A 20131-nucleotide genomic window follows, 5' to 3' on the forward strand; every position below is an offset into this window, starting at 1 on the left:
GGGCCGGTCGTCCACAGGCGAGGCCCGGTGTGTCGACCCGGACACACACCCGTTCCGAAGGGCGAGTCGGCGCGGCGATGTCAGAGTTGACGGGAGGCGACGCACGCCGCGCCCGCCGTCGGCCCGATCCCGGACGAGGAGGAACCGTGCCCGCTGCACCGATCTCCCCGCCGCCGCGGCTGCTGATGGGCGCGGGACCGGTCAACGCCGACCCGCGGGTGCTGCGAGCGATGTCGGCGCAGCTCGTCGGCCAGTACGACCCGTGGATGCTCGCCACCATGGACGAGACGAGGGCGCTCTACCGCGAGGTCTTCCGTACGACGAATGCCGCGACGCTGCTCGTCGACGGCACCTCGCGGGCCGGGATCGAGGCGGCGCTGGTCTCGCTGCTGGAGCCTGGCGACCGGGTGCTGGTGCCGATCCTCGGGAGGTTCGGCCACCTCCTGCGCGAGATCGCCGAGCGGTGCGGCGCCGAGGTGCACGTGGTCGAGACGCCGTGGGGCACGGTGTTCGACGAGGAGGAGCTCGTCGACGCCGTACGCCGGATCCGTCCGAAGGTGCTGGCGACCGTCCAGGGAGACACGTCGACCTCGATGTGCCAGCCGCTGTCCTCGCTCGGGCCGACCTGCCGCGAGCTCGGCGTGCTGACGTACGTCGACGTGACCGCGTCGCTCGCGGGCAACGAGTTCGCGATGGACGGGTGGGAGCTCGACGTCGCGACCGCAGGCCTGCAGAAGTGCCTCGGCGGGCCGTCGGGGAGCGCCCCGATCACCCTGTCGGACGCCGCCGTCGCGGTCGTCGAGGGGCGGCGGCACGTGGAGGCGGGACTGCGCGAGGCCGGCGACGTGGACCGTGGGACGCGGATCGGCTCGAACTACCTCGACCTCGCGATGATCCTCGACTACTGGGGTCCGCGGCGGCTCAACCACCACACCGAGGCGACGACGATGCTGTACGGGGCGCGCGAGTGCGCCCGCCTGCTCGTCGAGGAAGGGATGCCCGAGGCCGTCGAGCGTCACCGGCTGCACGGCTCGGCGATGACGGCGGGCGTGCAGGCGCTCGGGCTCGCGGTCTTCGGGGACGAGCGGCACAAGATGCACAACGTGGTCGCGGTCGAGATCCCCGACGGTGTCGACGGCGACGCGGGGCGGACGGCGATGCTCGAGGACTTCGGCATCGAGATCGGGACGTCGTTCGGACCGCTCCACGGCAAGGTCTGGCGGATCGGCACGATGGGCTGGAACGCCCGCCACGACGCCGTACTCACCACGCTGGCGGCACTCGAGCAGGTGCTGCGAGCTGCGGGCACCTCGCCGACGCCGGGATCGGGTGTGGCCGCGGCCAGAGAGGTGTACGCGACGTGAGGCCGTCCGAGACTGCGCTCGCCGACGCCCGTACGGCACTGGCACGCTGCGACGCTCTCGCCGCGCTGAGTGCCCGGTCGGGCCGGATCGACCGGTTCGCGCTGACGCGTTCACATGCGGAGGCGAACGCCCTCGTCGCGTCGTGGATGGCGCAGACGGAGATGGCGACGTGGGTCGATGCCGTCGGCAACGTGTGCGGACGGTTGGAGGGGCTGACCTCCGACCTGCCCGCACTCCTCCTCGGGTCACACCTCGACACGGTGCCCGACGCAGGCCGGTACGACGGGCCGCTCGGCGTCGCCATCGCGCTCGCGGTGGCCGTGCGGCTGCACGCACGCGTCGCCTCGCTGCCGTTCGCGCTGGAGGTCGTCGGCTTCTCCGACGAGGAAGGGACCCGCTTCGGCGCCGCGCTGACGGGGAGCCGCGGCCTCGCGGGGACCTGGGACGAGGCGTGGTGGGCGCAGGTCGATGCCGGTGGGGTGAGGCTGCGCGAGGCGTTCGTGGAGTTCGGGCTCGACCCGGCGCGCGTCGGTGAGGCCGCCCGGCCGCCGGAGTCGCTGGTCGGCTATCTGGAGTCGCACATCGAGCAGGGCCCGTCCCTGGAGGACGCCGACCGCCCGCTCGGCGTCGTCAGCGCGATCGCGGGCGCTCGGCGCTTCGCGCTGCGCGTGGTCGGCGAGGCGCGCCACGCCGGCGGCACCTCGTACGAGCGCCGCCGCGATGCCCTGGTTGGCGCGAGCCACGCCGTGATCGAGGTCGAGCGGATCGCCCGTACGGAGGGCGTGGTCGCCACCGTCGGTGCGCTGGAGGTGCACCCGGGCGCGGCGAATGTGGTCCCCGGGCACGTCGACCTCACGCTCGACCTGCGGGCCGAGCACGACGCCGACCGCGACCGGGCCTGGGACCTGATCGCGAGCGCCGTCGAGAAACGCTGCACCGAAGGGGGACTGGTCTTCGAGGCGGTCGAGACGCATCGCGCCCAGGCAGTCGCGATGGATCCGGCACTGCGGGACGCCGTCGCGGCAGGCATCCGCGCGACGACCGGCGAAGAGTCGGTGACGGTGCTGTTCAGCGGCGCCGGGCACGACGCGATGGCGATGGCGGCGGTGACGCCGGTGGCGATGCAGCTCGTCCGCTGTCGCGACGGCATCTCGCACCACCCGGACGAGGCGGTGCGACTGGACGATGTGGCGCTCGCGATCGACGCGTTCGAGGCCGCCGTCCTGGCGGTGGCGGCGGAGTTCTGAGAAGCCGACTCTCCCTACAGGGGCTTCGCCCTATCCACCCCCGGCCGCAATCGTCACCTGCAGACGGCGGAGCCCCTGCTCGAAGTCGTCGAGGTTGTCACTGACCGTCTGGCGGACTGCGAGGTGGTCGACAAACCTGTAGTTGTGCGCGAGCGCATTGCGTGTCGCGCGAATACCGCGCCACCGCGCGCCGAACTCAGCAATCACGAGCTCCTCCGGCAACGCCATGACTTCTTCGATGCTGGCAGCGAGTCGCTGGCACACTGCATCGAAGATCAGGAGGTCGTCGATCGGGCCCCGTTCAAGGTGCTGACGCAGGATCGCGACATGCGAGAGCGCGTTCCGGATCCGCTCCGACGGCGCGCGAGTCACAGCGTTGCCGCCTCATTCAACGCGGTCGAGCGAATCTTCCCCTTCAGACCTCGAGTGGGGACCACATCAACAGGAACCCCGAGAATGTCTCCGACACGCACCGTCAGATCGCCGAGATCGAACAGTGTGAAGTCATCAGGGATGTCGACCAGGATGTCCACGTCGCTCTGCTCGTCGTCCTCGCCGCGTGCCACCGATCCGAAGACTCGTGCGTTGCTCGCACCCGCCTCCCGGACTGCACGGCGGATCGCCGTGCGGTGCTCGCGCACGAGCCGGCCGAGCCGCGTCGTTCCACGGAACTCCTCTCGTGCAAGCTTCGCCAGGCGTGAAACCTCTGGCTGTGAGCGCCCTAGCCGCTCGGCGATCTGCCGCTGTGAGGCGCCGGCCTCGACCGCGTCGTGCACGGCATCGATGAGCAGCGCGTGGGCCGTGTCCCGAAGCAGGTCAGCACGCGCGCCGGCCTCGATCAGCCGGGCGAACCGTTCCTCGAGCGATGACCTCACGAAACAACGATAGCACTTGCTATCACCGTCGAGCGAGTCCAACACGGGATGCGCCACGGCACGAGAGGGCCATGCTCGTGGGCATGGACCTCGTCGCTCTCAACGACGCTCCGCGCGACATCCTCGCCGCGTCGCTGACGTCCTGCGCCGACGTCCCCCGGTGGGTCGACGCGCTCGTCGACGATCGCCCGTACGAGTCGGTCGACGCGCTGCTCTCGTACGCCGACTCGCTTGCCGCCACGTGGACGGACGACGAGGTGACGCACGCGCTCGCCCAGCACCCGCGCATCGGAGAACGCTCCCGTCGTCCCGCGGCCGAGGCGGCGATGTCGGCGCACGAGCAGTCCGGGGTCCGGGCGGGCGGCGACGTCGCCGCTCGGCTGCGCGAGGCGAATGCGGCGTACGAGGAACAGTTCGACCGCGTGTTCCTCGTACGGGCGGCCGGCCGCGACGCCGACGAGGTCCTCGCGCTGCTCGAGGAGCGGCTCAGCAACGACGACGCCACCGAGCGCGAGGTCGTGAAGGGACAGCTCCGCGAGATCGCGCTGCTGCGCCTGCGCGACGCCGTGACAACGACGACCCTCACCACCGACGCCGCGCGGGAGGATGGCTCATGACCAGCCACGTCACCACCCACGTCCTCGACACCGCGCTCGGCCGCCCGGCCACGGGGGTCGCCGTGACGCTCAGCCTCGTCGACGAGCGCGTCGTCGAGATCATGGCCGTCGGGACCACCGACGACGACGGCCGCCTCACCGACCTCGGCCCGGAGCACCTCGCGGCGGGCACCTATCGCCTCACCTTCGATACCGGCGCCTACTTCGCCCGCGACGACCGTCCGGCGTACTTCCCCGTCGTCGAGGTGACGTTCGTCGTCGACTCCCCCGAGCACCACCACGTGCCGCTGCTGCTCAGCCCGTTCGCCTACTCCACCTACCGAGGGAGCTGAGATGGGCCCGCCTCCCCCGTACGCGCTCGGCGCCAACCGGTACGGCAAGGCCGAGGTCCGGGTGCTGCGCGTGGACCGCGCGACGCCGCGCCACGCGCTCGCCGACCTGTCGGTCACCAGCCAGCTGACCGGCGACTTCGAGGCGGCACACGTGGCGGGCGATAACGCGCACGTGGTGGCGACGGACACGCAGAAGAACACCGTGTATGCGTTCGCCCGCGACGGCATCGGGGCTCCCGAGGAGTTCCTGCTGCGCCTCGCGGACCATTTCACGGGGTCGTTCGCGTGGGTCACGGGCGGTCGGTGGACGGCCGAGCAGTACGCGTGGTCGCGGATCGCGGTGGGCGACACCGGGCACGACCACGCCTTCACGCGCGACGGCGGCGAGGTCCGTACGGCCGCCGTGGTCCGTGACGGCGACGCGACGACGGTCCTGGCGGGGTTGAAGGACCTCGTCGTGCTCGCGTCGACGGGGTCGGAGTTCGTCGGCTTCCCGCGCGACCGCTTCACGACGCTGCCCGAGGCGACCGACCGGATCCTCTCGACGTCGGTGACCGCGCGATGGCGGTACGGCGGAGCGGTCGCGTACGACGAGGCGTACGCCGCCGCGCGGACCGCGATGCTCGAGGCGTTCGCCGACACGCACTCCCTCTCCCTGCAGCAGACCGCGTACGCGATGGGGAGCGCGGTGCTCGACGCCGTGCCGGAAGCGGTGGAGATCCGCTTCTCGATGCCCAACAAGCACCACTTCCTCGTCGACCTGGCGCCCTTCGGCCTCGACAACCCCGGCGAGGTCTTCTCTGCGGCCGACCAGCCGTACGGGCTGATCGAGGCGAGCGTGCTGCGCGAGGGCGCCGAGCCTGCGGGTGCGGTGTGGGCCTCGGCCGCCGGGTTCTGCTGAGGCCATGGCCATCCATGTCGTCCGAGCGGAGCGGGCGCTCGTCGACGGGGTGCTGCAGCCCGCGCAGATCACCGTGCGGGACGGGGTGGTGGTGGGGGTCTCGACAGGCTCGACCGGCGATGGGGGTGGCTCGACCGACGGTGGGGGCGGGGGCGGCGCGTACCTCCTCCCCGGCGTCGTCGACACCCACGTCCACATCAACGAGCCCGGGCGCACGGCGTGGGAGGGCTTCGCGACCGCGACCGAGGCCGCCGCGCGGGGAGGCGTCACGACCCTCGTGGACATGCCGCTCAACAGCATCCCGCCGACGACGACCCCGGCGGCGCTCGCGCTCAAGCGGGAGTGCGCGGCCGGTCAGCTGCGGGTCGACACCGGCTTCTGGGGTGGCGCGGTGCCCGACAGCCTGGGGTCGCTGGAGGCGCTATGGGACGAGGGCGTGTACGGGTTCAAGTGCTTCCTGGTCGACTCCGGGGTCCCCGAGTTCGCGCCGCTCGACGGCGACCAGCTCCAGGCGGCGATGCGCGAGATCGGCGGCTTCGGCGGGCTGCTGCTCGTCCACGCAGAGGACCCGGGCGTGATCGCGTCGGCGTCGGCGCGGCCAAGCAGGGCGTACGCGGACTTCGTCGCCTCGCGACCTGACGGCGCCGAGGTCGCCGCGATCGCGAGTGTCGTCGACGCCGTACGCGAGACCGGCACGCGCACCCACCTCGTCCACCTGTCGTCGGCGCGTGCGCTCGACCTGATCGCGGAGGCGCGGGCCGAGGGCCTGCCGTTGACGGTCGAGACGTGCCCGCACTATCTCGTGCTGGACGCCGCATCCGTGCCGGACGGCGCCGCCGCGTACAAGTGCTGCCCGCCGATCCGCGACCGCGGCAACCAGGACGCGCTCTGGGACGCCCTCGTCGACGGGATCATCGACTGCATCGTCTCGGACCACTCCCCCACGACGCTCGCCGAGAAGGCCCGCGGCGACGGCGACCTCCAGCAGGCCTGGGGCGGGATCGCGGGGCTGCAGGTCGGGTTCGCGGCCGTCGCGGACGCGGCGTCGCGGCGCGGGATCGGCCTCGCGCAGGTCAGCGCGTGGATGTCGGCGGGCCCGGCGCGGATCGCCGGCATCAAGGGCAAGGGCGCGATCGCGGTCGGCAACGACGCGGACCTCGTCTGGTGGTCACCCGGCGGCTCGTACGAGGTCCGCGCCGATGCGCTCGCGCACAAGAACAAGCTGTCGGCATACGACGGGCTCACCCTGCGCGGCCGCGTCCTCCGTACGGACCTACGCGGCGAGCCGGTAGGCCCCGTCCCCGATTCGGGCAGTTTTCCACCGTTGCGCGACCGCGATGAGGTGGAGAAGCGCCCGAATCGGGGACGGCTCCTGCGGCGCTGACTACCGCCGCTGCGGGCGCACCACGAGGCCCGTGCCACCGCCGCGTCGTACGGGCTCGGCTGCTGCGGTCATCGCACCGCGCTTGCCGACCTCGATCGTCGCGGCCGCCCCGATCTGCGCGGCCGACGTGAACGCGTCGCCGGACGGGACGAGCCGCTGCCCGTACGGAGCGAGCGCCGCCCCGTACGCGTCGATGAACTCCGGCTCGGCTGGTGTCGTGGCCGCGTTGCGGCTCGACGCGCGCGGTGCCGCGACCGCCTCCGGCAACGTCATGCCGAGGTCGATGCGGTTCACGAGGATCTGCAGCACGGTCGTGATGATCGTGGCACCGCCGGGCGAGCCGAGGACGTACTTCACCTTGCCGTCGTCGAGCACGATCGTCGGCGCCATCGAGGAGCGCGGGCGCTTGCCGGGCTGGATGCGGTTGGGATCAGCCGCGTCGTACACCGCGGTGAAGTCGGTCAGCTCGTTGTTCAGCAGGAACCCGCGTCCCGGCACCGTGATGCCCGAGCCACCGGTCTGCTCGATGGTGAGCGTGTAGGCGACGGCGTTGCCCCACTTGTCGACGACCGAGAGGTGGGTCGTCGAGACGTTCTCGGTGTCGGGCTTCTCCGTACGGTCAGCCGTGCCGCAGCCGGTGCCGCTGAGCGCGCCGGGCGCCACGGGCCGGATCGCGGCCTTCGTCGGATCGATGACGCACGCGCGCGAGTCGGCGAACCGCTGGCTGAGCAGCGTCTTCGTCGGCACGTCCACGAAAGCCGGGTCGCCGACGTACGCGTTGCGGTCGGCGAACGCGTGGGCGCTGGCCTCGAGGAACAGGTGCAGGCTCTGTGCCGTGTCCGCGCCGCCGCCCAGGCGATAGTTCTCGAGGATGTTCAGCGCCTCGCCGACCGTCGTCCCGCCCGAGCTCGACGGCGCCATCGAATAGACGTCGTGCCCGCGATAGCTCACCTTGCTCGGCGCCTGGTGACGGACGCGGTACGCGGCGAGGTCCTCGGTCGTCATCGAGCCCGCCGGTGCGGGCAGCGCGGAGGCCGGGTCCTTCGGCGGCGCCTGGACGGTCTTGGCGATCTCCTCGGCGAGCGCGCCGCCGTAGAAGGCCTTCGGCCCGCGCTTCGCGATCGCGGCGTACGTGCGGGCGAGGTCGGGGTTGCGGAACGTCGTGCCGACCTGCGGGGCGTCGCCACCGGGCAGGAACAGAGCGGCGGTGTCCGGGAAAGCAGCGAACCGCGCCTTGTTGTCGAGCGTCTGGCTGCGGAACGTCTGGTCGACCGGGAAGCCCTTTGCCGCGACCTCCGTCGCCGGTGCGAGGGCTCGGGCGAGGCTGCGGGTGCCGAAGCGCGCCAGCGCCGCGTCCCACGTCGCGACCGTGCCCGGCACGCCGACCGCGACGCCGGACGAGACGAGCTCCGGGGTGAACCGGTACGGCTGCCCGGTCGCGGGGTCGAGGAACGCATCTTCGGGCGAGATGCCGGCCGGCGCGGTCTCGCGTCCGTCGATCGTGGAGACCTTGCGCTTCTTCGCGTCGTAGAAGACGAAGTAGCCGCCGCCCCCGATCCCCGCGCTGTACGGCTCGGTGACGCCGAGCGTGGCCGCCATCGCGACCGCGGCGTCCGCGGCGTTGCCCCCACGGGCCAGCACGTCACGTCCGACCCGGCTCGCGGTGGCGTCGACCGACGAGACCGCGCCGCCCGTGCCGTACGAGGTGGGGGTCGGTACGGGGGGCGGTGGCTCCGGAGCGGGCCGGTGGGCCTGGGCGGGAGGCGTCCCGACGAGCGCGACGAGGGTGAGTGCGGCGGCGACGGTGAGGATGCGGGGGCTCATCATCCGACCGTGGCAGGGGTCACGGAGGCCCGCAACCCCTCAGCGCGGTGCCTCGCGGCGGTCAGATCCGCTCGAGCGTGGGGCGCTTCGGCTTGACCGTGTCGCCCGAGGACGTCCCGTTGATCCGCCGCTGGACCCACGGCACCGCGAACTCCTTGGCCCACTGGAGGTCGGCGTCGCGCCGCTGCTTCTTGGTGGGCGGCGCCGCCTTCGGCAGACGGGGCTTTTTGAGCTCGTGGCTGACCCCGAGCGTGTCGAGCACGTGGAACGCCATCTGCTTGTGGCCGTAGCTCGACAGGTGGAGACGGTCGGTGTCCCAGTAGCGGTCGTCGCGGTACTCGCGGAACCGCCAGAAGTCCACCAGCGTCGCGCCGTGCCTGTCGGCGATCTCGCGGACGATCTCGTTGTAGATCGCGACGCGGCCCCGAAGCTTGCCGAACACCGGCGCGTAGCCCAGGTCGTACCCGGTGAACATCACCACGCGCCCCCCGCAGACGGCGAGCCGCCCGATGGCCGCGTCGTACAGCTCACCGAGGAGGTCGAGGTCGACCTTCGGGCGCAGGATGTCGTTGCCGCCGGCATAGATCGTCACGAGGTCCGGCGACAGCTTGAGCGCCGCCTCGAGCTGCTCGGCGATCACGGGCTTGAGCAGGCGACCTCGTACGGCGAGGTTGGCGTACCCGAAGTCGTCGGACTTGGTCGCCAGCACCTCGGCCACCCGGTCGGCCCAACCACGCAGCCCGTTGGGGCGGCGCTTGTCGGGGTCCCCGACTCCTTCGGTGAACGAGTCGCCGAGCGCGACGTAGCGGTGGTACACGGGTTCGCTGACCATGTGCTCGATTCTCGCACCGGCCCACCCGCGGACCGTGGAGGTGGCGTTCGACGGTGGTTTCCGGATGCGATGATGGTCATATCATGCGCCTCGTCGACCACCTCCCCGCCGCCGAGGAGTCCGACGACGCCGACGTCGTCTTCGACGCGTTCAGCACGTGGGCCGAGGGTGAGGGCCTGACCCTCTACCCCGCCCAGGAGGACGCGCTCATCGAGATCGTGTCCGGCTCGAACGTCATCCTCGCGACGCCCACCGGGTCCGGCAAGAGCCTCGTCGCCGCCGGCGCGCAGTTTGCCGCGATGGCGAAGGGCAAGCGCAGCTTCTACACCGCCCCGATCAAGGCGCTGGTGTCGGAGAAGTTCTTCGCGCTGGTCGAGATGTTCGGCGCCGACAACGTCGGGATGATGACCGGCGACGCCTCGGTCAACGCCGACGCGCCGATCATCGCGGCGACCGCAGAGATCCTGGCCAACAAGGCGCTGCGCGAGGGCGCGGCGGCCGAGGTCGGGCTCGTCGTGATGGACGAGTTCCACTTCTACTCCGAGCCGGACCGTGGCTGGGCGTGGGAGGTCCCGCTGCTCGAGCTGCCCCATGCGCAGTTCCTCCTGATGTCGGCCACGCTGGGAGACACCGCCCGCTTCGAAGAGGACCTCACCCGCCGTACGGGCCGAGAGACGACCCTCGTCGCCGGCACCGAGCGGCCGGTCCCGCTCGTCCACGAGTACGTCACCTCCCCCGTGCATGAGACGGTCGAGGAGCTGCTCGCGACCGGGCAGTCGCCGATCTACATCGTGCACTTCACGCAGGCCTCGGCCATCGAGCGCGCACAGGCGCTGTCGAGCATCAATGTGACGACCCGTGCGGAGAAGGACACGATCGCCGCCGCGCTCGGTGACTTCCGGTTCCAGACGGGGTTCGGCAAGACGTTGTCGCGACTGGTCCGGATGGGCATCGGCGTGCACCACGCAGGGATGCTTCCGCGCTACCGGCGCCTCGTCGAGCGGCTCACCCAGAAGGGCCTGCTCAAGGTCGTCTGCGGCACGGACACGCTCGGCGTCGGCATCAACGTGCCGATCCGTACGGTCTTGTTCTCGGGGCTGTCGAAGTACGACGGCATCCGCCAGCGGCACCTGCACGTGCGCGAGTTCCAGCAGATCGCGGGGCGGGCCGGCCGCGCCGGGTACGACACGATCGGCCGTGTCGTCGTCCAGGCACCCGAGCACGAGGTCGAGAACGCCAAGATGGTCCGCAAGGCAGGCGACGACGTCAAGAAGCTGCGTCGGATCCAGCGCAAGAAGCCGCCCGAGGGCTTCGTCAACTGGTCCGACCGGACGTTCGACAAGCTCTCCACCGGCCAGCCGGAGCCGCTCGCGTCGCGGATGCGGATGACGCACGCGATGGTGCTGAACCTCGTCGCGCGTCCCGGCGACGCCCGCGCCGCCGTGAAGTCGCTGGTCATGGACAGCCACGCGAGCGAGGCAGACCAGGAGCGGATGCTCGCCGAGGCGGAGTCGATCTTCGAGACGCTGATCGAGGGCGGTGTCGTTGAGGAGCTGGCCGAGCCCGACGCCGAGGGCCGCACCGTACGGCTGACGGTCGACCTGCAGGCGGACTTCGCGCTCAACCAGCCGCTCGCCCCGTTCGCCGTCGCCGCGCTCGAGATCCTCGACCCCGAGTCACCGACGTACGCGCTCGAGGTCGTCTCGGTCTTCGAGGCGATCCTGGAGGACCCGCGCCCGATCATCAGCGCCCAGCGCAACCGTGCCAAGGGCGAGGCCGTGGCCGAGATGAAGGCCGAGGGGCTGGAGTACGAGGAGCGCATGGAGCTCCTCGAGGAGGTCGAGCACCCCCAGCCGCTGCGCGACGAGTTGGAAGTCGCGTACGAGGCCTACCGCACCGGACACCCCTGGGTCTCCGACTACGAGCTCAAGCCGAAGTCCGTCGCCCGCGAGATGTGGGAGCGGTCGATGACGTTCGCCGAGTACGTGAGCATGTACCAGCTCGCGCGCTCCGAGGGGCTCGTGCTGCGCTACCTGTCGGACATCTACCGGACGCTGCGCCACACGGTCCCCGACAGCTATGTGACCGACGAGATCGACGACATCACGTACTGGCTCGGCGAGGTCGTCCGCCAGACCGACTCGAGCCTCCTCGACGAGTGGGAGGCGCTCGCGTCGGGCGAGGGCGGCTCGGTCGACGTGGTGATCGCCCAGCACGAAGCCCTCGACGCCGGCCCGCCTCCGGTCACGGCCAACGAGCGGGCGTTCCGGGTGCTGGTCCGCAACGCACTGTTCCGCCGGGTCGAGCTGATGGCGCTGCGTCGCTGGATCGACCTCGGCGCGATGGACGGTGCCGCCGGGTGGAACGCCGACGTGTGGCAGGAGGCGATCCAGGACTACTTCGCCGAGTACGACACGCTCGGCACCGGCCCCGACGCGCGCGGCCCCGCGATGCTCGTCGTCGACACCGACCCCTCGCTGGTCGACACCGACCCCTCGCCGGTCGACACCGACCCCTCGCTGGTCGAGCCTGTCGAGACCCCCCGCGTCTGGCACGTGCGCCAGATCCTCGACGACCCCGAGGGCGACCGCGACTGGGCCATCTTCGCCACAGTGCACCTCGACGCGTCCGACGAAGCGGGCGAGGCAGTCGTGCAGATCACGGATGTGGGCCCCCAGACGGACACAGGCGTCTGACGCCGGACGGCACCTCGTACCGTGTCTCCGTGGCTCTCTTCTTCGTCGCCGATCCGACCGTCACGCGACCGGTACGGGCGGGTCTGCTCAAGACCTGGACCGACGCCTCGAACGCCGGTGGTGCGATCGGGTTCGTCCCGCCGGTCTCCCCGCTCGACGTCGAGCCGATCCTCGACGAGCAGCTGGCGGCAGTCGCCGACGGCCGCATCCGGATGGTTGTCGGCCTCGACGGCGACCAGGTGCGGGCCGCCGGGTTCCTGGAGTCGAACTCCCATCGCCTGATGCAGCACTGGGTCTGGGCGACGACCATCATGGTGCACCCCACGGCCCAGGGGCGCGGCGCCGGTTTCGCGCTGATGCTCGCGCTCGGCTCGCTGGCGCGCAGCATGCCCGGCATCGAGGCCGTACGCCTCAGCTGCCGTGGCGGGCTCGGGCTCGAGCACTTCTACGCGCGCTGCGGCTACAAGGAGGTCGGCCGCGTTCCGGGGGCGATCCGCGTCGGCCATGGTGACGACCGAGACGACATCACGATGCTGCTCACGCTCGAATCCCGCTCCCACCCGGAGCGGTGAATCAGGTCCCACGCGCGTCGCCGCGGTGGGACCTGGCTCACCTCCGCAGGGGTGGTCGCGGGACCGGACGGGCACGCCGCACCGCACCGCCCTAGGCTCGGGCGGGTGGGAAGCAGCGTCTACATCGCGTCCGTCGAGGGGTTCACCGGCAAGTCCACCGTGGCGCTCGGCGTCGTCGAACAGCTGTCACGGCGGGTACGCCGCGTGGGTGTCTTCCGTCCGATCGTGCGCGGAGACGTCGCGGCCACAGGCGGCAGGGACTACGTCCTCGACATGCTGGTGGCGCACGACGCGGTGACGACCTCGTACGAGGAGGCCGTCGGCACGACGTACGAGGAGATCCACGCCGATCCCGTCGCGGCGATGGAGCAGATCATCGACCGCCACGCGGCGGTCGCCGCGGCGTGCGACGTGGTCGTGGTGGTCGGCACGGACTACACGGACGTGGCCGCGCCCACCGAGTTCGCGTACAACGCACGGGTCGCGGCCAACCTCGCGTCGCCGGTGCTGCTCGTGCTCAACGGCGCCGACCGTACGCGCGCGGAGGTCGCGGGCATCTCCGACGTGGCGGTGGCCGAGCTCGAGGCGAACCACGCCGAGCTGTTCGCCGTCGTCATCAACCGCGTGACCGACCCCGAGGTCGCCGCCGACCCGGCGACGCTCGTCGATCGCGACGTGCTCGTGTACTCCGTTCCGGACGAGCCCGTGCTGTCCGCACCGACGGTCGCCGACCTCATGGCCGCGTGCGACGGCACGCTCGTACGGGGCGACGAGCGGCTGCTCGGACGCGAGGCCAGCGGCTTCGTCGTGGCCGCGATGACCCTGCCGAACGTGCTCGACCGGCTCTTCGAGAGCGCCGTCGTGATCGTGCCGGGAGACCGCCCCGAGATCGTGCTCGGCGTGCTGTCGGCGCATGCGTCGACCGAGTTCCCCCAGATCGCCGGCGTCGTGCTCAACGGCGGTATCGCGCTGCCTGAGCAGGTCGAGCGGCTGCTGCGCGGGGTCGGCTCCACGATGCCGATCGTCGCCACCGACCTCGGCACGCACGCGACGTCTCAGGCACTGACGGGGCGGCGCGGGCTGCTGACCCGGGAGTCGCCGCGCAAGATCGCGACCGCGCTCGCGGTGTTTGCCGAGCACATCGACGGCGACGCGCTCCTCGACCGGCTGGAGGTGTCCCGGACGACGGTCGTCACTCCGCTGATGTTCGAGCACACGATCCTGGACCGGGCGACCGCCGACCGGCGCCACATCGTGCTGCCGGAGGGCGAGGACGAGCGCATCCTGCGGGCCGCGGACATCCTGCTGCGCCGCGGCGTCGCTGAGCTGACGCTGCTCGGTGACCCGATCGCGGTGACCGGACGCGCCGCGAGCCTCGGTGTCGACCTGTCCGCCGCCCGGATCGTGGACCCGCGGACGTCGGACGACCGCGAGCACTTCGCGCAGGAGTACTACCGACGCCGCAAGCACCGCGGCGTCGACCTCGAGGACGCGCGGACGACGGTCACCGACGTGTCGTACTTCGGCACGATGATGGTCGAGCTCGGGTACGCCGACGGCATGGTGTCGGGGGCGGTCCACACCACCGCGCACACGATCCGCCCCGCGCTCGAGGTCGTGAAGACGGTGCCGGGAGTCTCGACGGTGTCGTCGGTGTTCTTCATGTGCCTCGAGAACCAGGTGCTGGTCTATGGCGACTGCGCCGTCGTCGTCGACCCCGACGCGACCCAGCTCGCCGACATCGCGATCTCGTCGGCGCATACGGCGTCGGCGTTCGGCATCGAGCCGCGGGTCGCGATGCTGTCGTACTCAACCGGCAGCTCCGGCAGCGGCGCCGACGTCGAGAAGGTCCTCAACGCGACCGGTCTCGCCCAGGAGCGGGCGCCCGAGCTGATGATCGAAGGGCCGATCCAGTACGACGCCGCGATCGACCTCGCCGTCGCGCGCACGAAACTGCCCGAGTCGGAGGTCGCGGGGCGCGCGACGGTGTTCGTGTTCCCTGATCTCAACACGGGCAACAACACCTACAAGGCGGTCCAGCGCTCGGCCCGTGCGGTCGCGGTCGGGCCGGTGCTGCAGGGCCTGCGCAAGCCGGTCAACGACCTCTCGCGCGGCGCCACGGTGCGCGACATCGTCAACACCGTGGCCATCACCGCGATCCAGGCCCAGCAGCTGCCCACCGGCTGACCGCGCCCTCCCACTTTCCGTTGGGCCCGACGCAAAGTCGCCGCCCCACCGGAATGTTGCGGTGGGGCCCGCACTCTCCGTGGGCCCCACGGAAAGTGCGGCGCTCAGTCCTTGAGCTGCTTGCCGCCGTGCAGCATGGTCAGCAGGCTCGTGAGCTTCTTGTCCTGCGCCTCGGTCCGCTTGAAGCTCGTGAGCACCATCATCGGCTTGAACCGCGGCACGGTCACCGCGTGGGAGTAGGTGAACTCCTTGAGCCCGTCCTCGCCGTGGATGCGCCCGAACCCGGACTCGCCCACCCCGCCGAACGGCAGCGACGGCACACCCGCGAACGCCGTGACCGCGTTGACCGAGGTCATGCCCGAGCGGATCCGGTGCGCGATCTCGGCGCCACGCTTCTTGCCGAAGACGGCGCCGCCCAGCCCGTACGAGGTGGCGTTGGTGCGGCGGATCGCATCCTCCATCGAGGGGACGCTGTTGACGACGAGCGTCGGGCCGAAGGTCTCCTCGGTCACGGCGACCGAGTCCTCGGGGACCTCGACGAGCACGGTCGGCTGCACGTACCGCTCCCCCACCGCGTCCGCGCCGCCGACCACGGCCCGGCCGCCACGCGCGAGCGCGTCGTCGATGTGGCGCTTGATGATCGGGAGCTGGCCGGGCATCGTGATCGGGCCGAACTTCGCCTCGGGGTCGCTGCCTGCGCGCACCTCCGCCGCCTGCGCGGTCAACTCGGCCACGAAGGCGTCGAACACCTTCTGGTGGACGTATACGCGCTCCATGCCGATGCAGGTCTGGCCCGCGTTGGACATGCCAGCCCACAGTGCGGCATCGGCGGCCGCGGCGAGGTCGGCGTCCTCGTCAACGATCATGGCGTCCTTGCCGCCGGCCTCGATGACGACAGGCGTGAGGTTCTTGGCGGCGGCCTCCATGACCTTGCGACCCGTGCCCGGCGATCCGGTGAAGGCGACCTTGTCGACCTTGGACGACGCCAGCGCGGCGCCGGTCTCGCCGAGGCCGGTGACGAGCTGGAGCACCGGGTGGTCGCCCGCGACCTCCGCGAAGGAGTCGACGAGCCACTGGCCGACGCCCGGCGTGTACTCGCTGGGCTTGAAGACGACCGCGTTGCCCGCCGCCAGCGCGTACGCGATGGAGCCCATCGGCGTGAAGACCGGGTAGTTCCACGGGCCGATGACCCCGACAACGCCGAGCGGCTTGTACTCGATGGTCGCCTTCTGGTTCACCATGAGCAGGCCGGGGTTGACCGTACGGCGGCCGAGCAGCTTCTTGGCGTGGCCCGCGGCCCACGCGAGGTGGTCGATCGCGAGGGCGATCTCGAGGACGGCGTCGCTGTGCGGCTTGCCCGTCTCGGCGTGGACGACGTCGGCGAGCTGGTGGATGCGGCGCGTGATCACGCCCTTCCAGCGGTTGAGGATCTCCTTGCGGTCCGCGAACTCGAGCGAACCCCACCACTGCGCGGCGGGACGGGCCCGCTCCACAGCCGCGTCGACCTCCTCGCGCGACCTCACCGGGTAGGTGCCGACGACGTCACCGGTGATCGGGCTGAGCGAGTCGAAGGTCGTGGGCGCGGGCTGGTCCCCGGCGTTCTCTTGGGCCTTCGTATGCTGTGAGCTCGCGTTCGTGGTCGCCATCTCGTCCTCCAGGGGTCTGCGATGCAGGACACAACCTCGTCATCGCGAAGACTACTGCTCGGTGGACCGGGCCACTGCAGAGCTGTTCATCAGGCGGACTCGGCGATCTCGATGGCGACGATTGCGGGCTGGCTGGACATCATGACTGGGAGGCCGTGTCGTGTTGAGTAGGCGGGGCCTCCCTGCGCCTGGAGATGGCATTGACGCGAGGCCCTGCCAAATGGCCGACCAGGAGCGCCGAGAGGTAAACAGCGGAAAGGATTGGCCCTCCGACGATGAGTATAGACAACACGAGCACACCGACGGTCTGACGCCTCCAGCCAGATTTTCTCCTCAAACGACTGCCACAAGTAGCCAACGCAGTTCCCCATACCGCCAATAGGAAACACGTTATGAGACCGACGGCAAGCATGTCGGCCAAAGCGAAGTTCCTCACACACACCTCATAACGGGTTAATACGCCCGTAGTCGGTGAAGGTATTGGCGTACTCGCCCAACCAGACCGGGTATTTTCTTCGGAAGTACTTCCCTACAAAAACCCGCGCCCAAGCGTACGCAATATACTTCACAACCGGCTTCCCTGCGTCATCCCTCACCCGCACCGGACCCGAGGCAACTTCCTCTGTCCATGTGCCATCAGGGTTCGCGAAGAGTTGCGCCGACTCCGTGCGCGCCGACAGATCCTCAACCTTCTTGTCCGCGAGCCGTGCAGCCAGTGATGCCGAGACGGCATCGGGGCGATCCTGGACGCCGTCGCCGTCCGAATCTGTCACTCCAGCGGAGGGATTCGATCTTTCCGACTGATCAATTGCCGCCGTTGCTGGCGTGGCCGCAAGAAGACCGGCGACCATTGCCGAGGAAACGCTCAGCACGATGCCCACAAGAGCGCGTGAAATGGGACCGTTGGTCATAGTTCGCCCAGCCTGTCTATATCAGCTGCCTCATTGGCTGCCATACCGGCGATCCACTCATGCACAGCCATCGGAACGCTATTCCAGATCCAGCGTTGTAACCGTTTCGTGATCAGAAACCATGACACAAGGGATACAACCGGACTTCCATCTCGCGATGAGTTCGGCGGGCACCGCAGGTCGTACGGGCATGAGCGCACCTCCGACGACGCGCACCCGCGTCCTGTCCGCCGACGGCACCGCGATCGGGGTCACCCAGCGCGGCAGCGGGCCAGCGGTGGTGCTGGTCGACGGCGCCCTCACGTCGAGCCGCACCGATCCCGGCCGGCCGCTCGCCATGGCGCTCGAGGCGCGCTTCACCGTGTACGACTACGACCGCCGCGGACGCGGGACCAGCGGCGACACTCCCCCGTACGCACCCGCCCGCGAGGTTGAGGACCTGGCTGCCGTGATCGCCCAGGCGGGCCCGGACGCCTGCCTCTTCGGGATGTCGTCCGGTGCCGCGCTCGCGCTGGAAGCGGTCGCCGCAGGCCTCCCAGTACGACGCCTGGCCGTGTACGAACCCCCGTACACCGGTGAGGTCACCGGCCCCGCCGACGTCCGCCGCACACGCAACGAGCTCGAGGCGATCCTGGCCGACGAGGACCGCGGGCCTTCCCGGTACGGCGACGCGGTGGCCACGCTCATGTCACTGACCGGGATGCCGAAGGAGATGGTGACGCTCGTACGGCACACCCCCGTGTGGCGGGAGTACGAGGCGTTGGCGCCGACCCTCGCGTACGACCTGGCACTGCTCGGCGACGGGATCGTGCCACGCCGCCGGTTCGAGCACGTCGACGTCCCGACGCTCGTCCTCGACGGCGCCGCGAGCCCGGAGCTGCTGCGCCGTCCGTCACGGATCGTGGCGTGCCTCGTGAGCGCCGCCGCGTACCAGTCGCTCCCGGACCAGACCCACGACGTCGATCCGACGGTCCTCGCGCCCATCCTCGCGGACTTCTTCGCCTGACCCCGCACGCGTTGGTGACTCCGTGGTCACCGCGCCGGCGCGGGTGACCACTCACGCACCGACGCGCGCGCCGCCCACCCGCGCCGGCGGCAGGACGCGCCCCCGCAGCAGGTCAGCAGCCTTCTCGCCGACCATGATCGTCGGCGCGTTGGTGTTGCCGCGCGGCACGACCGGCATGACCGACGCATCCACCACCCGCAGTCCCACGACTCCCCGCACCCGCAGCTCCGGATCGACGACCGCGGCCTCCCCGTCGCCCATGGCGCAGGTGCCGACGGGATGGAACAGCGTCTGGGTCTGCGCCCGGGCGTGCGCGACGAGCTCGGCCTCGGTCGGCACCGCGCGCCGCGCCGAGGGCAGCCACAGATCCTTGAGGAAGCGCGCGAGCGGCCCCGACGCCACGGTCTCGAGGAGCCGCTGCGTCCCGGCGACCATCGCATCGAGGTCGGACTGGTCGTCGTAGTAGGCGGCGTCGATCTCCGGGTGCCAGGTCGGGTCGGCCGACCGCAGCCGGAGCGACCCGCGGCTCGCGACGCTGACCAGCGTCGGCGCGATCGTCATCGACCGGACCTGAGGCTCGTGCATGCCGTTGTCGTAGAACGCGCTCGGCGCCACGTGCGCCTGGAGATCGGGCGCCGCGAGCCCGTCGCGGGTGGCGAAGAAGGCCCCCGCCTCGCCGACGTTCGAGGCGAGCGGCCCCTTGCCGGTCGCTTTCCAGCGCAGGAGGTTGCCGAGGGTCGAGGCCTCCGCGAGGTCGGTCGAGTCCCTGGTCGCCCAGACGAGCGGCAGCGCCGGGTGGTCGTGGAGGTTGGCGCCGACACCGGGCAGGTCGGCGACGACGTCGATGCCGTGCTCGCGCAGGTGGGCCGCCGGGCCGATGCCGGAGAGCATGAGGACCTGCGGGCTGTTGACCGCGCCGCCGGACAGCACGACCTCGCGCTCGGCGCGGGCGATCTGCTCGCCGCCGGCCACGCGGTACGCGACGCCGGTGGCCCGCCCGCCCTCGATCACGATCCGCGTGACCAGCGCCCCGGTCAGCACGGTGAGGTTCGGGCGAATGAGCGCCGGGCGCAGATAGGCGTCGACCACGGACCAGCGCCGGCCCTTGCGGCACGTGACCTGATAGAGCCCCGCGCCCTCCTGCGACTCGCCGTTGAAGTCGTCGGTCGCCTTCAGGCCCGAGGCCACCGCCGACTCGACCCACGCCTCGCTCAGCGGGTGGGTGTAGACGCGGTCCTCGACACGCACCGGGCCGTGCTGCCCGTGGTACGGGCCCGCGAGGCGGGTGTTGCCCTCGGAACGCAGGAAGTACGGAAGGACGTCCTCGTACCCCCATCCGGTCGCGCCGTGCGCATCGCGCCACGTGTCGTAGTCGACCCGGTTGCCGCGGATGTAGATCATCGCGTTCATCGACGAGCAGCCGCCGAGCGCCTTCATGCGTGGCCAGTACGCCCTGCGGCCGCCGAGCTGCTTCTGAGCGACCGTGCTGTAGCCCCAGTCCCAGCGGGTCTTGATGAGGTTCGCGAAGGCGGCCGGGATCGCGATCTCGTCGGCGTCGTCGACCGGCCCGGCCTCCAGCAGGAGGACGGACACGGACGGGTCCTCCGTGAGCCTCGTCGCGACCACCGCTCCGGCACTGCCGGCACCCACCACCACGTAGTCGTACGACGTCATGGCGGAAGTGTGGCATGTGTCACATGTCCCTGGAAAACATGAGGCTTGCCTCACGAAAATGTT

General features: G+C 70.8%; 17 protein-coding genes. 10 read left to right on the forward strand and 7 right to left on the reverse strand.

Going from position 1 to position 20131, the window contains the following annotated elements:
- Nucleotides 1-146 precede the first annotated feature (146 nt).
- Entirely contained in the window at nt 147-1364 is a 1218-nt protein-coding gene (locus tag HCT63_RS14015; protein ID WP_243843034.1) for an alanine--glyoxylate aminotransferase family protein, read from the forward strand.
- On the forward strand, nt 1361-2611 hold the full coding sequence (locus tag HCT63_RS14020) for an allantoate amidohydrolase (protein WP_167005921.1): 1251 nt from the start codon (nt 1361-1363) through the stop codon (nt 2609-2611). The genes HCT63_RS14015 and HCT63_RS14020 overlap by 4 nt, the downstream gene beginning before the upstream one ends.
- Before the next feature lie 30 nt (nt 2612-2641).
- On the opposite strand, the gene HCT63_RS14025 is transcribed toward HCT63_RS14020, so the two are convergent.
- Nucleotides 2642-2983 (reverse strand): HepT-like ribonuclease domain-containing protein, encoded by a 342-nt coding sequence (locus HCT63_RS14025; protein WP_167005924.1) that lies wholly within the window; start codon nt 2981-2983, stop codon nt 2642-2644.
- On the reverse strand, nt 2980-3486 hold the full coding sequence (locus HCT63_RS14030; protein ID WP_208322441.1) for a nucleotidyltransferase domain-containing protein: 507 nt from the start codon (nt 3484-3486) through the stop codon (nt 2980-2982). Before HCT63_RS14030 ends, HCT63_RS14025 begins: the two co-directional genes overlap by 4 nt.
- A gap of 83 nt (nt 3487-3569) precedes the next feature.
- Between HCT63_RS14030 and uraD the strand changes: the two genes are divergently transcribed.
- Genes uraD through allB form a run of 4 tightly spaced genes read left to right on the forward strand, consistent with a single transcriptional unit; the run spans nt 3570 to nt 6720 of the window.
- Nucleotides 3570-4103, forward strand: a complete 534-nt coding sequence (uraD, locus tag HCT63_RS14035; protein ID WP_167005927.1) for a 2-oxo-4-hydroxy-4-carboxy-5-ureidoimidazoline decarboxylase — start codon at nt 3570-3572, stop codon at nt 4101-4103.
- Nucleotides 4100-4435 carry a hydroxyisourate hydrolase gene (gene uraH / locus HCT63_RS14040; RefSeq protein ID WP_167005930.1) on the forward strand — a complete coding sequence of 112 codons (336 nt, stop codon included), beginning with the start codon at nt 4100-4102 and terminating at the stop codon, nt 4433-4435. Before uraD ends, uraH begins: the two co-directional genes overlap by 4 nt.
- Before the next feature lies 1 nt (nt 4436).
- Complete coding sequence (gene pucL, locus HCT63_RS14045; protein ID WP_167005933.1) at nt 4437-5336, forward strand: factor-independent urate hydroxylase; 900 nt, start codon at nt 4437-4439, stop codon at nt 5334-5336.
- 4 nt (nt 5337-5340) lie between these two features.
- Complete coding sequence (gene allB / locus HCT63_RS14050) at nt 5341-6720, forward strand: allantoinase AllB (protein WP_167005936.1); 1380 nt, start codon at nt 5341-5343, stop codon at nt 6718-6720.
- Here allB and ggt read toward each other — a convergent pair whose 3' ends face one another.
- The gene (gene ggt / locus HCT63_RS14055; RefSeq protein WP_167005939.1) at nt 6721-8544 is read right to left on the reverse strand and encodes a gamma-glutamyltransferase; all 1824 of its coding nucleotides are present in this window, start codon (nt 8542-8544) and stop codon (nt 6721-6723) included.
- 61 nt (nt 8545-8605) lie between these two features.
- Entirely contained in the window at nt 8606-9376 is a 771-nt protein-coding gene (locus HCT63_RS14060; protein ID WP_167005942.1) for an SGNH/GDSL hydrolase family protein, read from the reverse strand.
- 83 nt (nt 9377-9459) lie between these two features.
- Between HCT63_RS14060 and HCT63_RS14065 the strand changes: the two genes are divergently transcribed.
- The 3 genes from HCT63_RS14065 (at nt 9460) to pta (ending at nt 14831) form a co-directional block, all read left to right on the forward strand.
- Nucleotides 9460-12072 carry a DEAD/DEAH box helicase gene (locus HCT63_RS14065; protein WP_167005945.1) on the forward strand — a complete coding sequence of 871 codons (2613 nt, stop codon included), beginning with the start codon at nt 9460-9462 and terminating at the stop codon, nt 12070-12072.
- Nucleotides 12073-12101: 29 nt separating this feature from the next.
- On the forward strand, nt 12102-12644 hold the full coding sequence (locus HCT63_RS14070; protein WP_167005948.1) for a GNAT family N-acetyltransferase: 543 nt from the start codon (nt 12102-12104) through the stop codon (nt 12642-12644).
- Between the two features lie 105 nt (nt 12645-12749).
- Nucleotides 12750-14831: a phosphate acetyltransferase gene (gene pta, locus HCT63_RS14075; protein ID WP_167005951.1), complete on the forward strand. Its 2082-nt coding sequence runs from the start codon at nt 12750-12752 to the stop codon at nt 14829-14831.
- Nucleotides 14832-14935: 104 nt separating this feature from the next.
- Here pta and HCT63_RS14080 read toward each other — a convergent pair whose 3' ends face one another.
- Nucleotides 14936-16477 (reverse strand): aldehyde dehydrogenase family protein, encoded by a 1542-nt coding sequence (locus HCT63_RS14080; protein ID WP_167005954.1) that lies wholly within the window; start codon nt 16475-16477, stop codon nt 14936-14938.
- A 443-nt stretch (nt 16478-16920) separates the two neighbouring features.
- Complete coding sequence (locus HCT63_RS14085) at nt 16921-17388, reverse strand: hypothetical protein (protein ID WP_167005957.1); 468 nt, start codon at nt 17386-17388, stop codon at nt 16921-16923.
- Between the two features lie 157 nt (nt 17389-17545).
- Here HCT63_RS14085 and HCT63_RS14090 point away from each other — a divergent pair, with 157 nt between their 5' ends.
- Nucleotides 17546-18394 carry an alpha/beta hydrolase gene (locus HCT63_RS14090; protein WP_208322442.1) on the forward strand — a complete coding sequence of 283 codons (849 nt, stop codon included), beginning with the start codon at nt 17546-17548 and terminating at the stop codon, nt 18392-18394.
- 51 nt (nt 18395-18445) lie between these two features.
- Here the strand turns inward: HCT63_RS14090 and HCT63_RS14095 are convergent, their stop codons facing one another.
- Nucleotides 18446-20068, reverse strand: a complete 1623-nt coding sequence (locus HCT63_RS14095) for a GMC family oxidoreductase N-terminal domain-containing protein (RefSeq protein ID WP_167005960.1) — start codon at nt 20066-20068, stop codon at nt 18446-18448.
- Between the last annotated feature and the right edge of the window lie 63 nt (nt 20069-20131).

This window comes from Mumia sp. ZJ430, assembly GCF_011751845.1.
Taxonomy (GTDB): domain Bacteria; phylum Actinomycetota; class Actinomycetes; order Propionibacteriales; family Nocardioidaceae; genus Mumia.